Annotated in this window: 17 protein-coding genes and 1 pseudogene; 9 read left to right on the top strand and 9 right to left on the bottom strand. The window is 65.2% G+C overall.

Going from position 1 to position 14311, the window contains the following annotated elements:
* Nucleotides 1-26 precede the first annotated feature (26 nt).
* Complete coding sequence (locus A5758_RS19805) at nt 27-710, bottom strand: GAP family protein (RefSeq protein ID WP_067206372.1); 684 nt, start codon at nt 708-710, stop codon at nt 27-29.
* Between the two features lie 242 nt (nt 711-952).
* Here A5758_RS19805 and A5758_RS19800 point away from each other — a divergent pair, with 242 nt between their 5' ends.
* On the top strand, nt 953-2386 hold the full coding sequence (locus A5758_RS19800) for an FAD-binding oxidoreductase (RefSeq protein WP_067743440.1): 1434 nt from the start codon (nt 953-955) through the stop codon (nt 2384-2386).
* 41 nt (nt 2387-2427) lie between these two features.
* Complete coding sequence (locus tag A5758_RS19795; RefSeq protein ID WP_067743437.1) at nt 2428-3492, top strand: hypothetical protein; 1065 nt, start codon at nt 2428-2430, stop codon at nt 3490-3492.
* A 37-nt stretch (nt 3493-3529) separates the two neighbouring features.
* Here A5758_RS19795 and A5758_RS19790 read toward each other — a convergent pair whose 3' ends face one another.
* Nucleotides 3530-4180 carry a heme oxygenase (biliverdin-producing) gene (locus tag A5758_RS19790; RefSeq protein WP_067743435.1) on the bottom strand — a complete coding sequence of 217 codons (651 nt, stop codon included), beginning with the start codon at nt 4178-4180 and terminating at the stop codon, nt 3530-3532.
* Between the two features lie 20 nt (nt 4181-4200).
* On the opposite strand from A5758_RS19790, the gene A5758_RS25890 reads away from it, so the two are divergent.
* Both A5758_RS25890 and A5758_RS19785 read left to right on the top strand, forming a co-directional pair.
* Nucleotides 4201-4350, top strand: a complete 150-nt coding sequence (locus A5758_RS25890) for a hypothetical protein (RefSeq protein WP_197503985.1) — start codon at nt 4201-4203, stop codon at nt 4348-4350.
* 83 nt (nt 4351-4433) lie between these two features.
* The gene (locus A5758_RS19785) at nt 4434-4877 is read left to right on the top strand and encodes a nuclear transport factor 2 family protein (protein WP_067743432.1); all 444 of its coding nucleotides are present in this window, start codon (nt 4434-4436) and stop codon (nt 4875-4877) included.
* Between the two features lie 25 nt (nt 4878-4902).
* Here A5758_RS19785 and A5758_RS19780 read toward each other — a convergent pair whose 3' ends face one another.
* The 3 genes from A5758_RS19780 to A5758_RS19770 all read right to left on the bottom strand — a co-directional run bounded on the left by A5758_RS19780 (nt 4903) and on the right by A5758_RS19770 (nt 6368).
* The gene (locus A5758_RS19780) at nt 4903-5454 is read right to left on the bottom strand and encodes an FKBP-type peptidyl-prolyl cis-trans isomerase (protein WP_067743899.1); all 552 of its coding nucleotides are present in this window, start codon (nt 5452-5454) and stop codon (nt 4903-4905) included.
* Between the two features lie 57 nt (nt 5455-5511).
* Nucleotides 5512-5823 carry a DUF732 domain-containing protein gene (locus tag A5758_RS19775; RefSeq protein ID WP_082939777.1) on the bottom strand — a complete coding sequence of 104 codons (312 nt, stop codon included), beginning with the start codon at nt 5821-5823 and terminating at the stop codon, nt 5512-5514.
* A 176-nt stretch (nt 5824-5999) separates the two neighbouring features.
* Entirely contained in the window at nt 6000-6368 is a 369-nt protein-coding gene (locus A5758_RS19770) for a hypothetical protein (RefSeq protein ID WP_067743425.1), read from the bottom strand.
* A gap of 165 nt (nt 6369-6533) precedes the next feature.
* Here A5758_RS19770 and A5758_RS19765 point away from each other — a divergent pair, with 165 nt between their 5' ends.
* The gene (locus A5758_RS19765) at nt 6534-8837 is read left to right on the top strand and encodes a bifunctional diguanylate cyclase/phosphodiesterase (RefSeq protein WP_082939776.1); all 2304 of its coding nucleotides are present in this window, start codon (nt 6534-6536) and stop codon (nt 8835-8837) included.
* 22 nt (nt 8838-8859) lie between these two features.
* On the opposite strand, the gene A5758_RS19760 is transcribed toward A5758_RS19765, so the two are convergent.
* Nucleotides 8860-9336, bottom strand: coding sequence for an ATPase (locus A5758_RS19760; RefSeq protein WP_067743416.1), 477 nt, complete (start codon nt 9334-9336; stop codon nt 8860-8862).
* Nucleotides 9333-10037 (bottom strand): DUF899 family protein, encoded by a 705-nt coding sequence (locus A5758_RS19755; protein ID WP_067743896.1) that lies wholly within the window; start codon nt 10035-10037, stop codon nt 9333-9335. The genes A5758_RS19760 and A5758_RS19755 overlap by 4 nt, the downstream gene beginning before the upstream one ends.
* Before the next feature lie 218 nt (nt 10038-10255).
* On the opposite strand from A5758_RS19755, the gene A5758_RS25410 reads away from it, so the two are divergent.
* The 3 genes and pseudogenes from A5758_RS25410 to A5758_RS19745 form a co-directional block, all read left to right on the top strand.
* Nucleotides 10256-10486, top strand: coding sequence for a DUF167 domain-containing protein (locus tag A5758_RS25410; RefSeq protein ID WP_067206334.1), 231 nt, complete (start codon nt 10256-10258; stop codon nt 10484-10486).
* 122 nt (nt 10487-10608) lie between these two features.
* Nucleotides 10609-11421: a PPOX class F420-dependent oxidoreductase gene (locus A5758_RS19750; protein ID WP_067743413.1), complete on the top strand. Its 813-nt coding sequence runs from the start codon at nt 10609-10611 to the stop codon at nt 11419-11421.
* A gap of 251 nt (nt 11422-11672) precedes the next feature.
* A pseudogene (locus A5758_RS19745) lies at nt 11673-11942 on the top strand (hypothetical protein); the annotation flags it as partial.
* Between the two features lie 20 nt (nt 11943-11962).
* Here A5758_RS19745 and A5758_RS26095 read toward each other — a convergent pair.
* Both A5758_RS26095 and A5758_RS19735 read right to left on the bottom strand, forming a co-directional pair.
* On the bottom strand, nt 11963-12262 hold the full coding sequence (locus tag A5758_RS26095) for a hypothetical protein (protein WP_082939775.1): 300 nt from the start codon (nt 12260-12262) through the stop codon (nt 11963-11965).
* A gap of 296 nt (nt 12263-12558) precedes the next feature.
* Nucleotides 12559-13392: a helix-turn-helix transcriptional regulator gene (locus A5758_RS19735; protein ID WP_067743410.1), complete on the bottom strand. Its 834-nt coding sequence runs from the start codon at nt 13390-13392 to the stop codon at nt 12559-12561.
* A gap of 101 nt (nt 13393-13493) precedes the next feature.
* Here A5758_RS19735 and A5758_RS19730 point away from each other — a divergent pair, with 101 nt between their 5' ends.
* The gene (locus tag A5758_RS19730) at nt 13494-14195 is read left to right on the top strand and encodes an SDR family oxidoreductase (RefSeq protein WP_067206322.1); all 702 of its coding nucleotides are present in this window, start codon (nt 13494-13496) and stop codon (nt 14193-14195) included.
* The last annotated feature ends 116 nt before the right edge of the window (nt 14196-14311 follow it).

The raw sequence follows: 14311 nt of genomic DNA, 5'->3' as shown, positions 1-14311 counted from the left end.
TGCAAGAGATGAGAAAGAGTGCCGCGTCACCACAGGGCGCTGTGATTGACGAGCGCGTCGGCCACCAGTCCTATCCCGAAGACCAGGAACAACAGCCGCACCGACATCGGGCCGTAGCGGGTCAGGGCGCGGACGAGCCTGCGCTGAATGCGCTTGGCGCGCATGGTTCGTCTCATCGAAAGGGCAAGGATCAGCAGCGGTGGGGAAAGCGCGATCGCCCAATAGGCGATGATCGCCAAGGGCCAGAACGGTGGCCTCGGGTGCAGGGCGGCGAGCATGGCCAGCCCCGTGAGATAGGGGATTGCGGTTGGCGCCTGCCCACTACCGACGGCCAATCCGAGAAACCCGAGCAGCCATGGCCGCTCGCGCATCGCCGCCAGAGCCCAGCCGGGAGCCGATGATTGGGCGGTCAACGGGAAGTACGCCAGGCCGGTCAGCACGAGGCCGAGCACCAGCTCGCCGCGAAAACGGATCGCCGGTGTCACGTGGAAATCGACGGCGTGGGTCAAGAAGCTGAGGCCCAGTACCGTGCACAGCCCGAATGTGGTTGTCACGGCGAACACACCCGCGATGAAGCTCAGGGCACCCGGAATCGGCGACCGGCGATTCAACCGGCTGTCGAAAATGACGGCCGAGACCACGCCCAGATTAAGGACGTTCAGCGAATCGAGAAACGCCAGGCCCGCAAGCGCCAGCACAAGAGCACCCACGCGCCTGAACCCGGCTACCGAGGGGACTGGCCGGGCGTGAACATCGGAGCGGCGCTCATGCTGCAGACAATACGAGTCGCAGAGCGGCGTGTCTGTTTGAGGCGGCGCCCGCCGTGCTCGGCGGGTACATCACCGGGGCGGCTCGTATCGGTTTCGATCCGGTCACACGGCCTGGGGCACCGAGGTTTTCGTTGTCACGCGTTTGACAATGCCGGACATGAGGCAGACGCGGGAGCCCGACGGTGGCGCGTGAGATCTCACGCCAGGCGTTCCTGCGGGGTACCGCCGGAGCGTTGGCCGCCGGTGCGGTTTTCGGCTCCGCCCGGGCCACCGCCGCCCCCAATCCCACCGGGTGGGAGGGTCTGTCCACCGCCATCGGTGGACAAGTGCTGCTACCGGACAACGGCGCTTTCGGGTCGGCCAAGCAGGTGTTCAACACCAACTACAACGGTTCGACGCCTGCTGCCATCGTGACCCCGACGTCGCCGGCTGACGTGCAGAAGGCCATGGCGTTCGCCGCCGCGCACAACCTGAAGGTGGCGCCGCGCAGCGGCGGGCATTCCTACATCGGCGCCTCCACGGCGAACGGCGTCATGGTGCTCGACCTGCGTCAGCTGCCCGGAGGAATCAATTACGACGCCGGCACGGGGAACGTCACGGTGACGCCCGCGACCAGCCTGTACGCGATGCACCAGACCTTGGCAGGCGCCGGTCGCGGCATCCCGACGGGTACCTGCCCGTCGGTCGGGGCCTCCGGACACGCCCTGGGCGGGGGACTGGGCGCCAATTCCCGCCACGCGGGGCTGCTCTGTGACCAACTGCTGTCGGCGTCGGTGGTGCTGCCCGGCGGTCAGGCCGTGACCGCGTCCAACGCCAGCAATCCCGACCTGTTCTGGGCGTTGCGCGGTGGCGGCGGCGGCAACTTCGGCGTGACCACCTCGCTGACCTTCGCCACCTTTCCCACGACGGATCTTGACGTGGTGAACCTCAACTTCCCGGCCGAGGCATTCGCGCAAGTACTGGTCGGCTGGCAGAACTGGCTGCGCATCGCCGACCGGAACAGCTGGGCGCTGGCGGACGCCACCGTCGACGGAATGGGGACGCACTGCCGCATCATGGCGACGTGCCCGGTCGGATCGGGTGGCAGCGTAGGGGCGGCCATCACCAAAGCCGTTGGGGTGCAACCGACTGGGACCGAGAACCACACCTTCAACTATCTCGACCTGGTGCAGTACCTGGCCGTCGGGAACCTCAACCCGTCACCGCTCGGATACGTCGGCGGATCCGACGTGCTGCCCGTCGTCAACGCGGCCACCGCGCAGGGCATCGCCAAGGCGGTCGACGCCTTTCCGCGTGGAGCGGGCCGCATGTTGGCGATCATGCATGCGCTGGACGGCGCCCTCGCCGATGTGGCGCCGGGGGCAACCGCCTTCCCGTGGCGCCGGCAGTACGCACTGGTGCAGTGGTACGTCGAAACCGGCGACGCGGCGGCGGCGACCAACTGGCTCAACACCGCACACCAGGCCGTTGGGCCGTACTCGGTCGGGGGATACGTCAATTACATCGAGGCTAACCAACCGGCCTCGCGGTACTTCAGCTCGAACCTGTCCCGGCTGACCGCCGTGCGCCAGAAGTACGATCCCAGCCGAATCATGTTCTCGGGGCTCAACATCTAGTGAATGGCGTGGATGTCTGACGTCGGGACATAATCCCCAGCATGACCGACACGGTAAAAGTCACGCTGGATCGCGACAGCGTGGCGATGGGCGACGACACCGAGTCCCATCGGGTTTTCTGGGTCTTCCCCGAGTCGGCCACCGTCGACGACCTGCTGGTTGAAATCACCCACTATGTACCGGGAATCGCCGGACCGGCCGGCTGGGTTGCCGACGTCAACACCAAGGATGCGGTCTGCCGACGCAACCTTGGCACGATCTACACGCGCGACGACCTCAAACAAGAACCTCACATCTGCAGATTGGTGCCCGGTGAAACGACATTGGGCAATCTGGCCAAGTGGTCAGACGTTCCCGATCTCGATGTGTACGTCCGCTACCTGACCTGGGACATGGGACGCCCACTCGCGCGTAACGAAGTGACGGCCGGCCCCACATACACCGGCGCCCAGCCGACCAAGCTGCAATCCGAAGCCGCGGTACAGGCCAATACCGATTGGGTCTTAGTACGCGAGCTGGATCGCCGCGCCGCCGCGGTCACCACGGCGCGCCGCGACTGGATTCGCACCAACATCGTCGCCGGGAGCACGCCACCGCCCGGGACCGACATCTTCATTGCCCGCAACTTCCACTACTTGGCCGACCTGCACTGCCGCGCCAGCATGCACGTGGCCGCGCAACTGCTGCTCGGGACCGACGAAGCAAAATACAAAAACCTTAGTGCGACGGGCGATATCGACACACGGCCGGCCATGGTGACCCTGGCGATGGTGCTCGCGGCGTTTGAATGGAACACCGCCCGCCTGAGCTGGCAAGCCGGCGGACGTCCCTACTGCGGCCCGTACTTCGAATACCTCGCCGGGTGCGGCTATCGGCTCGCACCGATCGAGCAAGTCATGGCCGGCCAGATCACCGCTGAGCAATTGAAGTTCTCGCCAGGCGACATCGCCCGGCTGGACCGCATCAGGCAATTGCGGGATCTGCAATACCAGCTGCGGATGAACCGGTACTACAACAAAACGCTGAGCGAGGAGCAATACCGGGCGGCTGTCACCTCTGTCCACGCCGAACTCTCCGACCTCGGCGAGCTGCCCGGACCCATGTAGGCCCCGTTGTGCTAGGGCGGCGCACGGTGCACGGGCGTCAACGCCCTGGAGTCGGGATGTGGTCGGCGAGCTCGTCGAGCAAGGCGTGATTCAGGCCGAAGGCCAATCTGACCTCGTCGACGATGCGATCGATGTCATCAGCGCCGGGGCGGAGCGCATCAAGGCGGGCGCGATAGGCGTCTTTGTACGGCTTGGACCGCATCGGGAATTCGTAGAACGCGAGCCCGACGCCGCGAAGACCGAACGTGCGGTCGAGAGCCTTGTAAATGACCCGGCCTCCGGAAAGGTCTCCGAGGTATCGCGTGTAGTGGTGGGCCACCAGGGAGCCACCCCAGGTCAGTGTGCGGACGCGCTCGCTGTAAGCCATCGCCGCGGGGGAGTCGATTGCGCGGGCGCCGTCGGGGCGCCAGTGCCGCAGATCGGCGTCGATGGCGGTCAGTCGCTCCAACGCCGGGTCGTAGACGGCGGCGACCATAGGGTCGTAGCGGTGCGCCCGCATGGCGTCCTCCAGGGCCGCGTACACCACGCGTAACCGAAGCAGGTATTCGGAATAGCCGTGAACGGTGACGCGGCCGGCAAGCAACTCGGAGATGAATGGGCTCTGCTCGGCAGCGATGTGCTCGGCCGCTGACCCGTCCTTCATCGCGACCGACAGGCGGCGGCGTGTCGAGTTGGCGATCGGGCTCATGGCCAGCTCAGATTACAGTGGTGATTGCTGCGGACGGGGCGGCGGAGCGGGACCGGTTGGCCCAGACGCTCGGCAGCGCGGGCGCGACGCCGGCGTCCCGAATCTGGACGGAGATGGCGTCGGGCCACATCGAAGACGACGTCACCATCATCAGCCTCCGCCGTCCGTGAGCTGATCGCGCGAAGCCAAACGCAAACGGCTCTCGGCATCTACAGTTCAGCGAATAGAGCCGATGACGTCTAAAGGAAGCAAGATGGCGAAAAGCGTTGCGCCCAAAAATGACAACGAGAAACTCGTAGTCGATTTTATACATGCCGCTTACGGCGAGAGCATGGACATCGACGGGATGACCGCGCTCATGGCCGACGACTTTGTCTGGCAACTTCATGTGCCTCTTTCGCCGGTCGTTCGCGGGCGTGACGCGGCGCGCGCGGAACTCGAGAAGCACAACACACTTTCGACGGGAATGGTCGAGGGGAGCGAGATCCGCACCATCTTGTCCGACGGTGACAGCGTCGTCGTCGAGCGCGTCGATGTGAACTCCATGAACGGTGTCGCCGTCACGTTCTACGTCACGGCGTTCTTCGGTGTCCGCGACGGCTCGATCACTTACTGGCGCGAGTATTGGGATACCACCCATGTCGCTCAGCAACTCGGCATTGATCCCGCGCTCATGTTCGCGCCGCTGAGCGGTTGAGCGACAGGGGTTTTAGCGCGCCGAGCTAGCTGGATGCGCTGAGGATCTTGATCGCGAACACGAGCGAGTCTCCGGGCCGGATTCCAGCGCTGGGTTGGCCGTTGGGGTATCCATCCGCGGAAGTCATCGCGACGCCCACCGTGGACCCGACCTTTTGCCCCGCGATGGCCTTCTGGAATCCGGGCACGACGCCGTTGAGCGGGAAGTCGACGGGGGCGCCCCGTTGATAGCTGCTGTCGAACACCGACCCGTCACGTCCATTGACGCCCATGTAGCAGACGGAGACCGTGGCCGTGGGGGAGACCACCGGTCCGTCTCCGGCGTGCAGCGTATGCACCTGGGTCTGGGTCACGCTGAACGGCGCCGTCACGTCCACGCGCGGTGCCGTCGTGTCCGTGGACCCGGTAACCGCTACGCTGCCGGTGCTTCCGGCCAGCGTCCAGTCCGACGTTCCGCCATTCTGCGCGGGTGCTGTCGGGCACGAGCCGGCCGCGGTTGCCGTGCCGGATCCGGCGAGGGTCAGAACGGTTGCTGCGACGCAGACCGCGACGGAGGAATACACCAGGGAGGACTTCACGGCCGTCACGCTACAGCCAGTTGAGTTGTTCGTTGGCAGTAGCCCTGCGCCGGCCCGTCAGGTGCAGAGGCTGGGGGCGTCGCACACGTTGCCGGGGCAATAGATCGAGTGCGCGGCGTCGACCATGGTGCCGACGTCCAACAACGTCACGCCCCTCGCGTTCAAGTGGGCGTGAACGTCGTCGGCAATTTGTTGTGGCGTCCAACCCCAGGTGAGGTCGTAGCAGATGAGGTGCGCCTCCCCGATGAGCGCCTCTTCCGTCTGGGGCGGCCAGCTGAGTCCGACGGCGCGCAGTTGTGCGAGGTATGCGTCGTCTTGTGGGGTGGCAACCGCAAGCGCGGCGCTGCTAACCAGGGCGGCGCCGGCCATCACGGGGATGGCGAGTGTGGCCAGCCAACGAGGTGAGGGCATTCGATTCCCTTCCATTCTTCTTGGCGTTAGCACGGCCGCAAAAGTGTGCCGCTTCAAAGCTGCGCAGATATGCACAATAGCGAGAAACCCCGAAGGCGGGTCCGCGTTCTCATTCACTGTCGCGCTTGCCGTCTTTAGCCGGTCAGCGCAGCCAGCCCGAAGCCGGCAAAGTGCGCCGCGCCACCCCCGCAGGCGATCGCGCCGGCCGGCGACAACGTCTGGCGCCGCATGCCGTGGACCGCTGCGACGACGTCCAAGGTGTCGACTAGAAGGCCCAGCTGCAGGGCGCGCGTGCGCAGCCGAGGTGAGGCGGTGTCCATGATGGCGATGGCCAGCGTTAGTTCGCGGGAACCGAACAGTTGGGTGGTCAGCGGCTGCTGACGGTCAGAACCCAACCCGATCAGAGCCCCTGTCTTTTTGGGAGCAAGCCATGCGCTCAGGCCTGTCGCAAACCGCAATGCGGCGAAAGTGGGCAGGAGTACGCGGTTTCGGGTCTCGTTCATACGCCCACCCTCTCAAAAGTGAGGCTTCCAGAGCCATTGGACCTGGTGCGGTGTCCTGATCCCGTTCGGGGCCGTAATGGCCGAGAAACAGGTAAGCAAATTTGCAGAACTACTTTGCGGTGTGTCTTATCCTGCTTGCGAACCGCACCCAGCAGATTGAGGGGAATGTTGTCTCTGACACGAAGCCGCGTTGTGGTGGTCGTGTTGGCAACTATCGGGCTCCTCGCGTTCGCGACGATGCTGTTCATCTCGAACGGCGCCTCGGGCCGCGGGCTAGTCGCCCCGGCAGGCTCCGTCATTGCAGGCGTCTTTGTACTCGCATGTTCAGCCAGTGCCGCACGCGGTTCTCGAGGCCGCCAACGCCTCGCGTGGACCGTTCTGTCTACCGGGTTGCTCGGCTGGACCGCCGGCCAAGCAGTGTGGTGCTACGTCGCGGTGGGTGGCAGTCTTCCGGTCGCGGGCCTCTCGGCGGCCAACTTCGGCTACCTCATCTTGCCGCTGTGCGCGCTGGCGGCCGCGCTCGCAATTCCCAGCCGGGATGACGCGCGATTTGGGATCGGCCTCCTGCTTGACGGCATCCTCGTCACCGCGTCGCTGTTGATCGTTCTTGTCATCCTGGCGTTGGGTCGCGCGCCGCACTCATCACAGACGGTCAGCGTTCCAGCGATCCTGCTGGCCACCGCCGCGGGCGTGTATGTGGGGCTTGTCGCCACGACCTTCGTCGTGGTGAGGAAGGCCGAGGCGGGCCGCAAGCTTTCACCCACGCTGATGATGCTGGGGTGGGGCATCATCGCAGTGGCCGGGGTGGTCCACGTCGCAACGGATCACGCCGACCAGGCGCCGAATAACCTCGTGGTTCTCGGGTGGGCAGGCGGAATGTACTTTGTCGCGCTGTCCGGAATCACTTCTCAGCCGAGCCAGGAACCCGACCTCGGTTTTTCGCAGCCCTCTTCGAGGGCATCGTTGTGGCTGCCCTACCTGCCCGTGTTGCTGGCCATTGTCGTTGGTACCGTGCACTTTTGGCCCGCATACCGGGGCGAGGCGTTCATCTTCTTGGTTTGCGTCGTACTTTTCGTTACCACCCTGGCCCGCCACATCTTGCTGCTCGACCGAAAGCAACGTCTGCTCGTCGCGGTCTCTGACGCCGCCCTACGGGATCCGCTAACGGGGCTGGCAAATCAGCGACTATTTGATGATCGCCTGGCGCACGCGCTGCGCTTGCACGTTCAGCACAGCGTGCCGGTCAGCGTGCTCACGGTGAGCGTCGATGATTTCAAGCTGGTGAACGACACACTGGGTTATGACGTCGGCGACGAGCTCCTGCGCGCCGTCGGCCAGCGGATCCAAGCCAATACCAACGACATTCACACCGTTGCGCGGATGAACGGTGACGAATTCGCGATTCTGGTCGAAGACCGTCCCGACGCGGCAATGCAGGTTGCCAACGGGTTGGCGCGATCTTTCGAGGAACCCATCGACATCGAGGATCACCGCCTGGACGTGCGCGTGAGCATCGGTGTGGCATCGGCTAATTCAGGGCTCGCCGGCGCCCCCACGCCGGGTGATCTCCTCAGACAGGCCGATTCGGCACGATCCGTTGCCCGGCAGGCGAACTCGGCCAATGTCAGGACGTTCACACCCGAGATGGACGATCAACTTGGCGGAGCGCCGGCATACGACAGTGCCATCGCGCGACTCCAGCTGCTCGGCGAACTGCGACGCGCCATTGAGAACGGCTCACTGACCCTGCTATACCAGCCGAAATTCGGCTTGCTGACCGGTTCCGTGCGCGGAGTAGAGGCGCTCGTCCGGTGGCAGCACCCGCGATTTGGCGTACTGAAGCCCGCCCAGTTTTTGCCCCTGGTTCGCGAGCACGGGCTGATGCATGCGCTCACCGATCTGGTGCTGTCGCGCGCGGTCGCCGACGCTGCCGCTTGGCATGCGGCAGGCGCCGCGATCCCGGTCGCGATCAATCTGGCGGCGCCCTCCCTCGATAAGGATGCGCTGCCCGACCGGATCATGTCCGTGCTCCACACATACGCAATGTCTCCTGGTTCTCTCACGATTGAGATCACCGAGGATTTGGTGGTGGCCGACCTGGCTAAGGCCCGCACGGTGCTCAATCGTCTCCGGAAGAACGGCATCCGGGTGGCGATCGACGACTTCGGCAGCGGCTACGCCACTCTGACCTATCTGCGCGAGCTACCGGTCGACGAAGTCAAACTCGGCCGCGAATTCATCGCGCCGATCCTGCACGACGACCGAGCCGCAATCATTACGCACTCGGTCATCGAGTTGGCATCTGCGTTCGGCATCGCCACCGTTGCGGAAGGCGTCGAGGACCTCGCCACGGCCCAACGACTCAAGGACTACGGTTGCGACGCCGTACAGGGGAACTTCTTCTGCCGCCCGTTGCCCGCTTCCGAGATCCCGCGAGTCTCTGGCATCTCGACGCTCGCGGCGCCATAGTCGTCGTCTTCCAATTGACGGCTCAGTTCGCGACCGATCGCTCCAGCGTGGCCAGCGACGCGACGAGGTAGTCCTCGCCGAAGATCGGCATCTCGCCGACTCGGTCGCGGAACTCCTGCGGTGTGCCGCTCCAGTCATAGGTGAGCGTCACGTCGGTGTGGTTCCCGTTAGGTGCGAGGTCGTAGCGCCAGAACCAACCACCGGGATTGTGGTTGCCCGCATCGTCGAGTATGCCCGGCATCCACCCGATGGCACGGTCCTGGTCGAACACATTGACCAGGTTGTGGGTGACGTAGTCACCGCCGGCCTGGGTGAGGTACATGTTCATCGCGAACATCTGGCCCGCGCGGGTGATGGGCGCGGCGTCCACCGCGTCACGGACCCAGTCAGTGGGCTCGGTTTTCTGGTGGCGGGACGGGTCGACGAGCACCGCGAAGATCTCGGCCGGCGTCGCGGCGATGGTGCGGGTGACGACGTAACGTTCGGCGGTTGCGCTCATTCGTTGTCCTCACTGGCGGGCCCGTAGGCGGCTGCGATATCGGGGGAGTCGAGCCAACCCGAGTAAGTGGGGCGAGAGGGCCACCCTTCGGGCGAATCGAGCCATTCCTCCTGCCGGCCCCAGGGCAGGATGTCGATCAGGCCAAAGGAGTGACTGAGCTGCTCGGTGCCCCGCCCATTGGTATGCCAGGTCCTGTACACCGTGTCCCCGTCGCGCAGGAACACGCTGACGCCAAAACCGCCGCCGGGCGGAGCATCCATGTCGGTGGCGAAGGGGCTCCGCGACGACGAGTACCACTCCATGCGGTTGCCGACCTTCCGCTTGTAGGCGAGGGCTTCCTCGATCGGTCCGTTGGTGACGATGACGAACCGGGCGTCGTAGTTGTCGAGGAACTCCAGTCGGGTGAACTGCGACGTGAAGCCCGTGCATCCGCCGCATTGCCACTCCGCGCCGTCCGACCACATGTGGTGGTACACGATGAGCTGGGAGCGGCCGGCGAACACGTCGACCAGGCGGATCGGGCCATCAGCCCCGATCAGGGTGTAGTCGGCCAACTCGACCATCGGCAGACGCCGGCGTTGAGCGGCGACCTCATCCAATTCTCGAGTGGCGGCCTTCTCCCTTTTGCGCAATTCGTCGAGCGCGGCGCGCCATGTTTGTTGATCTACGACCGGCGGCAGGGCCGTGGCTTTGGGTGACATGGGATCCACCTTTGCTTCGATTTCTTCGTCCCGAAAGGTCTGACTGCCGAAGTGTCCGGAATTCATCGGAGCGTCCGCATGGTGGGCAAGCCATCGTCCGGAGGCGCAACCAGTCGAGCGGCGCAAACCAGAGCGCGGCCTCTTCCTACGTCAGCTATGGCAGGGCGCCACCAGGAACCGGCAGGGGAGCGTGTGCCCGGCCGGTAGCCTTACGCGGCATGAGCGACTCCGTCTTCGTCAGGGTCAAGCCCGGCAGTCGCAAGGGGCCCCTCGTTGAGGTCGGTCCTGACGGTGAGCTGACCGTCTACGTTCGGGAACCTGCGGTTGACGGCAAGGCCAACGACGCCGTGACCCGGCTACTGGCAGCCCACCTGCGATTGCCAAGGAGCCAGGTCGAATTGATATCCGGAACCACAACACGGCTCAAACGTTTCCGCGTGAACCGTTGAGTGCCGCGCGACGCGGCGCAAGCCTGGGCACCCGTCGGCGCCATCGCCCGCCTCGTCACATACTGATGCCCAATTCCGTCTAGCGAGTAGGAGCAGTAAGGAAGCATCGTCGGAAGGGCGGCATGATGAATCGCTTGAGTACGGTCGCGCAGATCTACCTGGTCGCGGTTACAGCGGCCGTGGGGGCGACCACCGCTGGGATCGGGATCTGGTGCCTAGTCGATCCGAATTCGTTCGCCGATGCCGTCGGATTCGATGCACATCGGCACTTCCTGCATGACGTGGGCGCGTTCCAGCTGGGCCTGGGCGTCACCCTGCTCCTCGCGCTGATCTGGGCGGACGCGTTGGCAACGGCGCTCGCGGGATTCATCGCGGCGAACACCGTGCACACGGTGAACCACGTCGTGGACCTCGACGTGGGCGGTTCGGCCGCGCAAGCGTGGGTTCTCGGAGTGGTGTCAGTTGCCCTGGCCCTGGCATTCGGGCTGCGGTTGCGTCAACTCGGCTACGTTCTGGGCTCCGTTGGCACGGCAGCCAACCCGACGTTGGTGCCCTTCGTGCGCCAGAAGACCATCGCGCTCACCACCTTTCGCAAGGACGGCACTCCGGGCTCGAGCCCGGTCAGCATTGTGGTGGAAGGAGATCGCGCCTACTTTCGAAGTTTCGAACGGGCGGTCAAAGTGCGCCGGATTCGCCGTAACCCGAGCGTTGAATTCGGCCCGGCGACGGCATCGGGGAAGCCGACGGGAACCGCGCTGCCTGGCCGCGTGCGTCTGCTAGAGGGGGCTGAATATCAGAAGGCGGCACGTCTGCTGCGGCAGAAATATCCTGTTCTGCATGGCGTGCTGGTGCCGTCCGCACACCGGCTCATGCGGCGCAAGTTCGGCCGCACGATTCACGCGGAGGTGACTCTGTTGTCGGAATCTGGGACTTAGCCGCTCGCACGCTGATTCTCTCGCCTAAATACGTTTGGGCACGGCCCCTTTCGCACCTGCATTAAGCTCCGCTTTGATCCCGTCCGCGGTATCTGTCGACGGAGGAGTTATACGGAGGGTAGAGCGAGTCGTGTTTGGCCTACCGCTTCGTTTCACGTCTGCTGGTGAGCTCATCGATGGGCAAATCGGAGACGGTCCGAGTCGTAACCGGGACGTAGTCGGCCGGAACGGGTATGGGTGACAAGTCCTTGCGCCAGCGGGCGCGGCAGCGCGGCCACGGCGACGAGTTCATGGACATGAACGTCGACGTCGATCCGGACCGGGACGAACCGGCAACAATGGCGTCAGAACGCGGTGCCGGGAATCTGGGGTACAGCGGCGCAGCACGCAAGGAAACCGATGCCGCGACGGGCCCGGCCGATCTGGCCGGTGATGAATTCGGCGGCGGGCCCAGCATGCCGATGATTCCAGGCACCTGGGCCCCGGAGGGCGGCCAAGCAGTGCACGACAGCGAGGACTGAGGTTCCTTAACGCTCGGGCGTCAGTGCTCGTCGTAATGTTCGCCGTGAGCGGCGTGCCGACAGCCGTCATGTACGTAGTCGACGTGATCCCCGTGCGGGATCGCGACGTGGCCACACCCTTCGCCGTGCCGATGGTCGTGCGGCTCGTGCACCTCGTGGGCGGCGGACTCACATTCGTCGTAGTGGTTCTCGTGCTGCCGATGAACATGACCGTCGTGCACGTAGTCGACGTGATCCGCATGCGGGATCGCGACGTGACCGCAACCCGCGCCATGCACGTGCTCGTGCTGGAGATGCTCGTTGTGCAGAGTGCCGGTCATTGTCTCTCACCGCCCATGCCGAAATTGGATTCGCGCGCCTAGTGCGACCAACAGCCCCACTGTAGCTCCGTGCTCGCACACGACGCCAGACCTCGGCCACATTTCCTCTATCCGTTGACCGGGTCACAACCTGGACCGACAACACCGCGGCAGCAACGACTTTCAAGAGGGTCTGGGTCGTGTCCACGGCACTTACTTCCGCTGTCATCAGGCGAGTATTTGACGCCCTACCTTGCGAAATCAAGAAGGCGATGCCGACCGACGTCCTGGCCTCCCCGCAGGCGCGCGGCGACGAACTAGCCGACGAGCGGCTGGGTGCCGATGACCCCCAGCAGCGCCAGCCGTTCGGCATCCTCGGACCCAGGCTCGGCGGTGTAGAGCATGATCGTCAGGTCGGCGCCGGGAACGGTCAGCACGTCGCAGTCGAGGGTGATGGCGCCGACCTCCGGGTGGTCGATGATCTTGCGCGACGCCAGCTGGTGGTCTGCGACGGCGCCCGAATCCCACAGCGCGGCGAACAGGTCGCTCCCGGCGCGTACTTCGTGGATCAACCGTCGAACGGTCTGGTCGGCGGGGTAGCGCTGCGCCGTCGCCCGCACCGCCGCGACCTGTGCGGTCTGCAGGTCGAGCAGAGACTCCGGCGTGTGCCGTACTCGACCAGGCGAGCCGAGGAAGTTGCGCCACAAGGCGTTTCTCTCGTTGCCGATGTGCTCGCCCATCAGCGCAACGTAGAGCGGGCTGGCCATCAGCTGCGTCATCGCCGCGTCGAAGACGGCCACCGGCGTCTCGCGTAGCCGATCGAGCATCCGCTGCACGCCCGGCGGGATGTAGGCCGGCACCGTGCCCTGGCCCGGCGGCACCCGGCCGGCCAGATTGAACAACCGGGCGCGTTCGGCGCAGGACAGCCGCAACGCGCGGGCGAGGGCCTCGATGACCTGTTCGGATGGATTGACCGCCCGGCCCTGCTCCAGCCGGGTGATGTAGTCGACCGAGATCCCGGCCAGCTGCGCGACTTCTTCGCGGCGCAGGCCCGTAGCCCGCCGACGGCCTCCGACGGGCAGTCCGGCGGCTTCCGGGGTCACCTGGTCGCGCCAGCGTCGCAACGCCAGCCCGAATTCCGTAGTCGCCATGCCTCCACTGTGCGCCTTTTCGGATTGGCCGTCCTGGTATCGACAGTCCTAGGAAGACGGGACTCCTGGCTGGGGGTAGAACCCGGGCGCACCGTGGAGGCATGACGACGACACTCATCACAGGGGCCAATAAGGGCATCGGCCTGGAGACCGCTCGACAGCTGGCGGCGGCGGGACACACCGTGTACCTCGGTAGCCGCAACCCCGAGCTGGGCCGCCGAGCCGCCGAGGCCGTGGGCGCGCAAGCCATCCAACTCGACATCACCGATGACGCATCGGTGCGGGCCGCGGTCCGGACCGTCGAGGTCGACGGCGGTCTCGACGTTCTCATCAACAACGCCGCGATCGAAGAACGAGCCGACGGCAATGCCGTGATCGGGCCCGCCGATGTCACCGCCGAGGTGATGCGAAAGACCTTCGAAACCAATGTCTTCGGGACAGTCCGCGTACTGCACGCATTTTTGCCGCTGCTGGATAGGTCCGCCGCACCGGTGGTGGTCAACGTCAGCAGCGGGCTGGGGTCACTGACCCTGTTTGCGCCCGCCCCGGCGGACGTGTATTCCGGGGTGGCCTATCCGGCGTCGAAAGCGGCGTTGAACATGGTCACGGTGCAGTACGCCAAGGCGTTCCCGCACATCCGGATCAACGCCGTCGATCCCGGGTTCACGAAGACCGACCTGAACGGCAATACCGGTACGCAGACGGTGGCCGAGGGCGCCGAGGCGATCGTCCGCATGGCGCAAATCGGGGCCGACGGTCCGACCGGCAGCTTCGTCAACCGCGACGGTGCGATCCCGTGGTGACCCACATGCGGCCGCCGATCCCGTGGTGACGATCATCCGCCGCTCACGCTCACGACGATCGTCCACTGCGGAATTGTAGCGCCGATAGAACTGCTAGCAACGCTATTGACACCAGT

Source organism: Mycobacterium sp. 852014-50255_SCH5639931 (assembly GCF_001665605.1).
In the GTDB taxonomy this organism is placed as follows: domain Bacteria; phylum Actinomycetota; class Actinomycetes; order Mycobacteriales; family Mycobacteriaceae; genus Mycobacterium; species Mycobacterium paraffinicum.
Note: the sequence above shows the minus strand (reverse complement) of the source record. Positions and strands in the feature narration are given on the sequence as shown.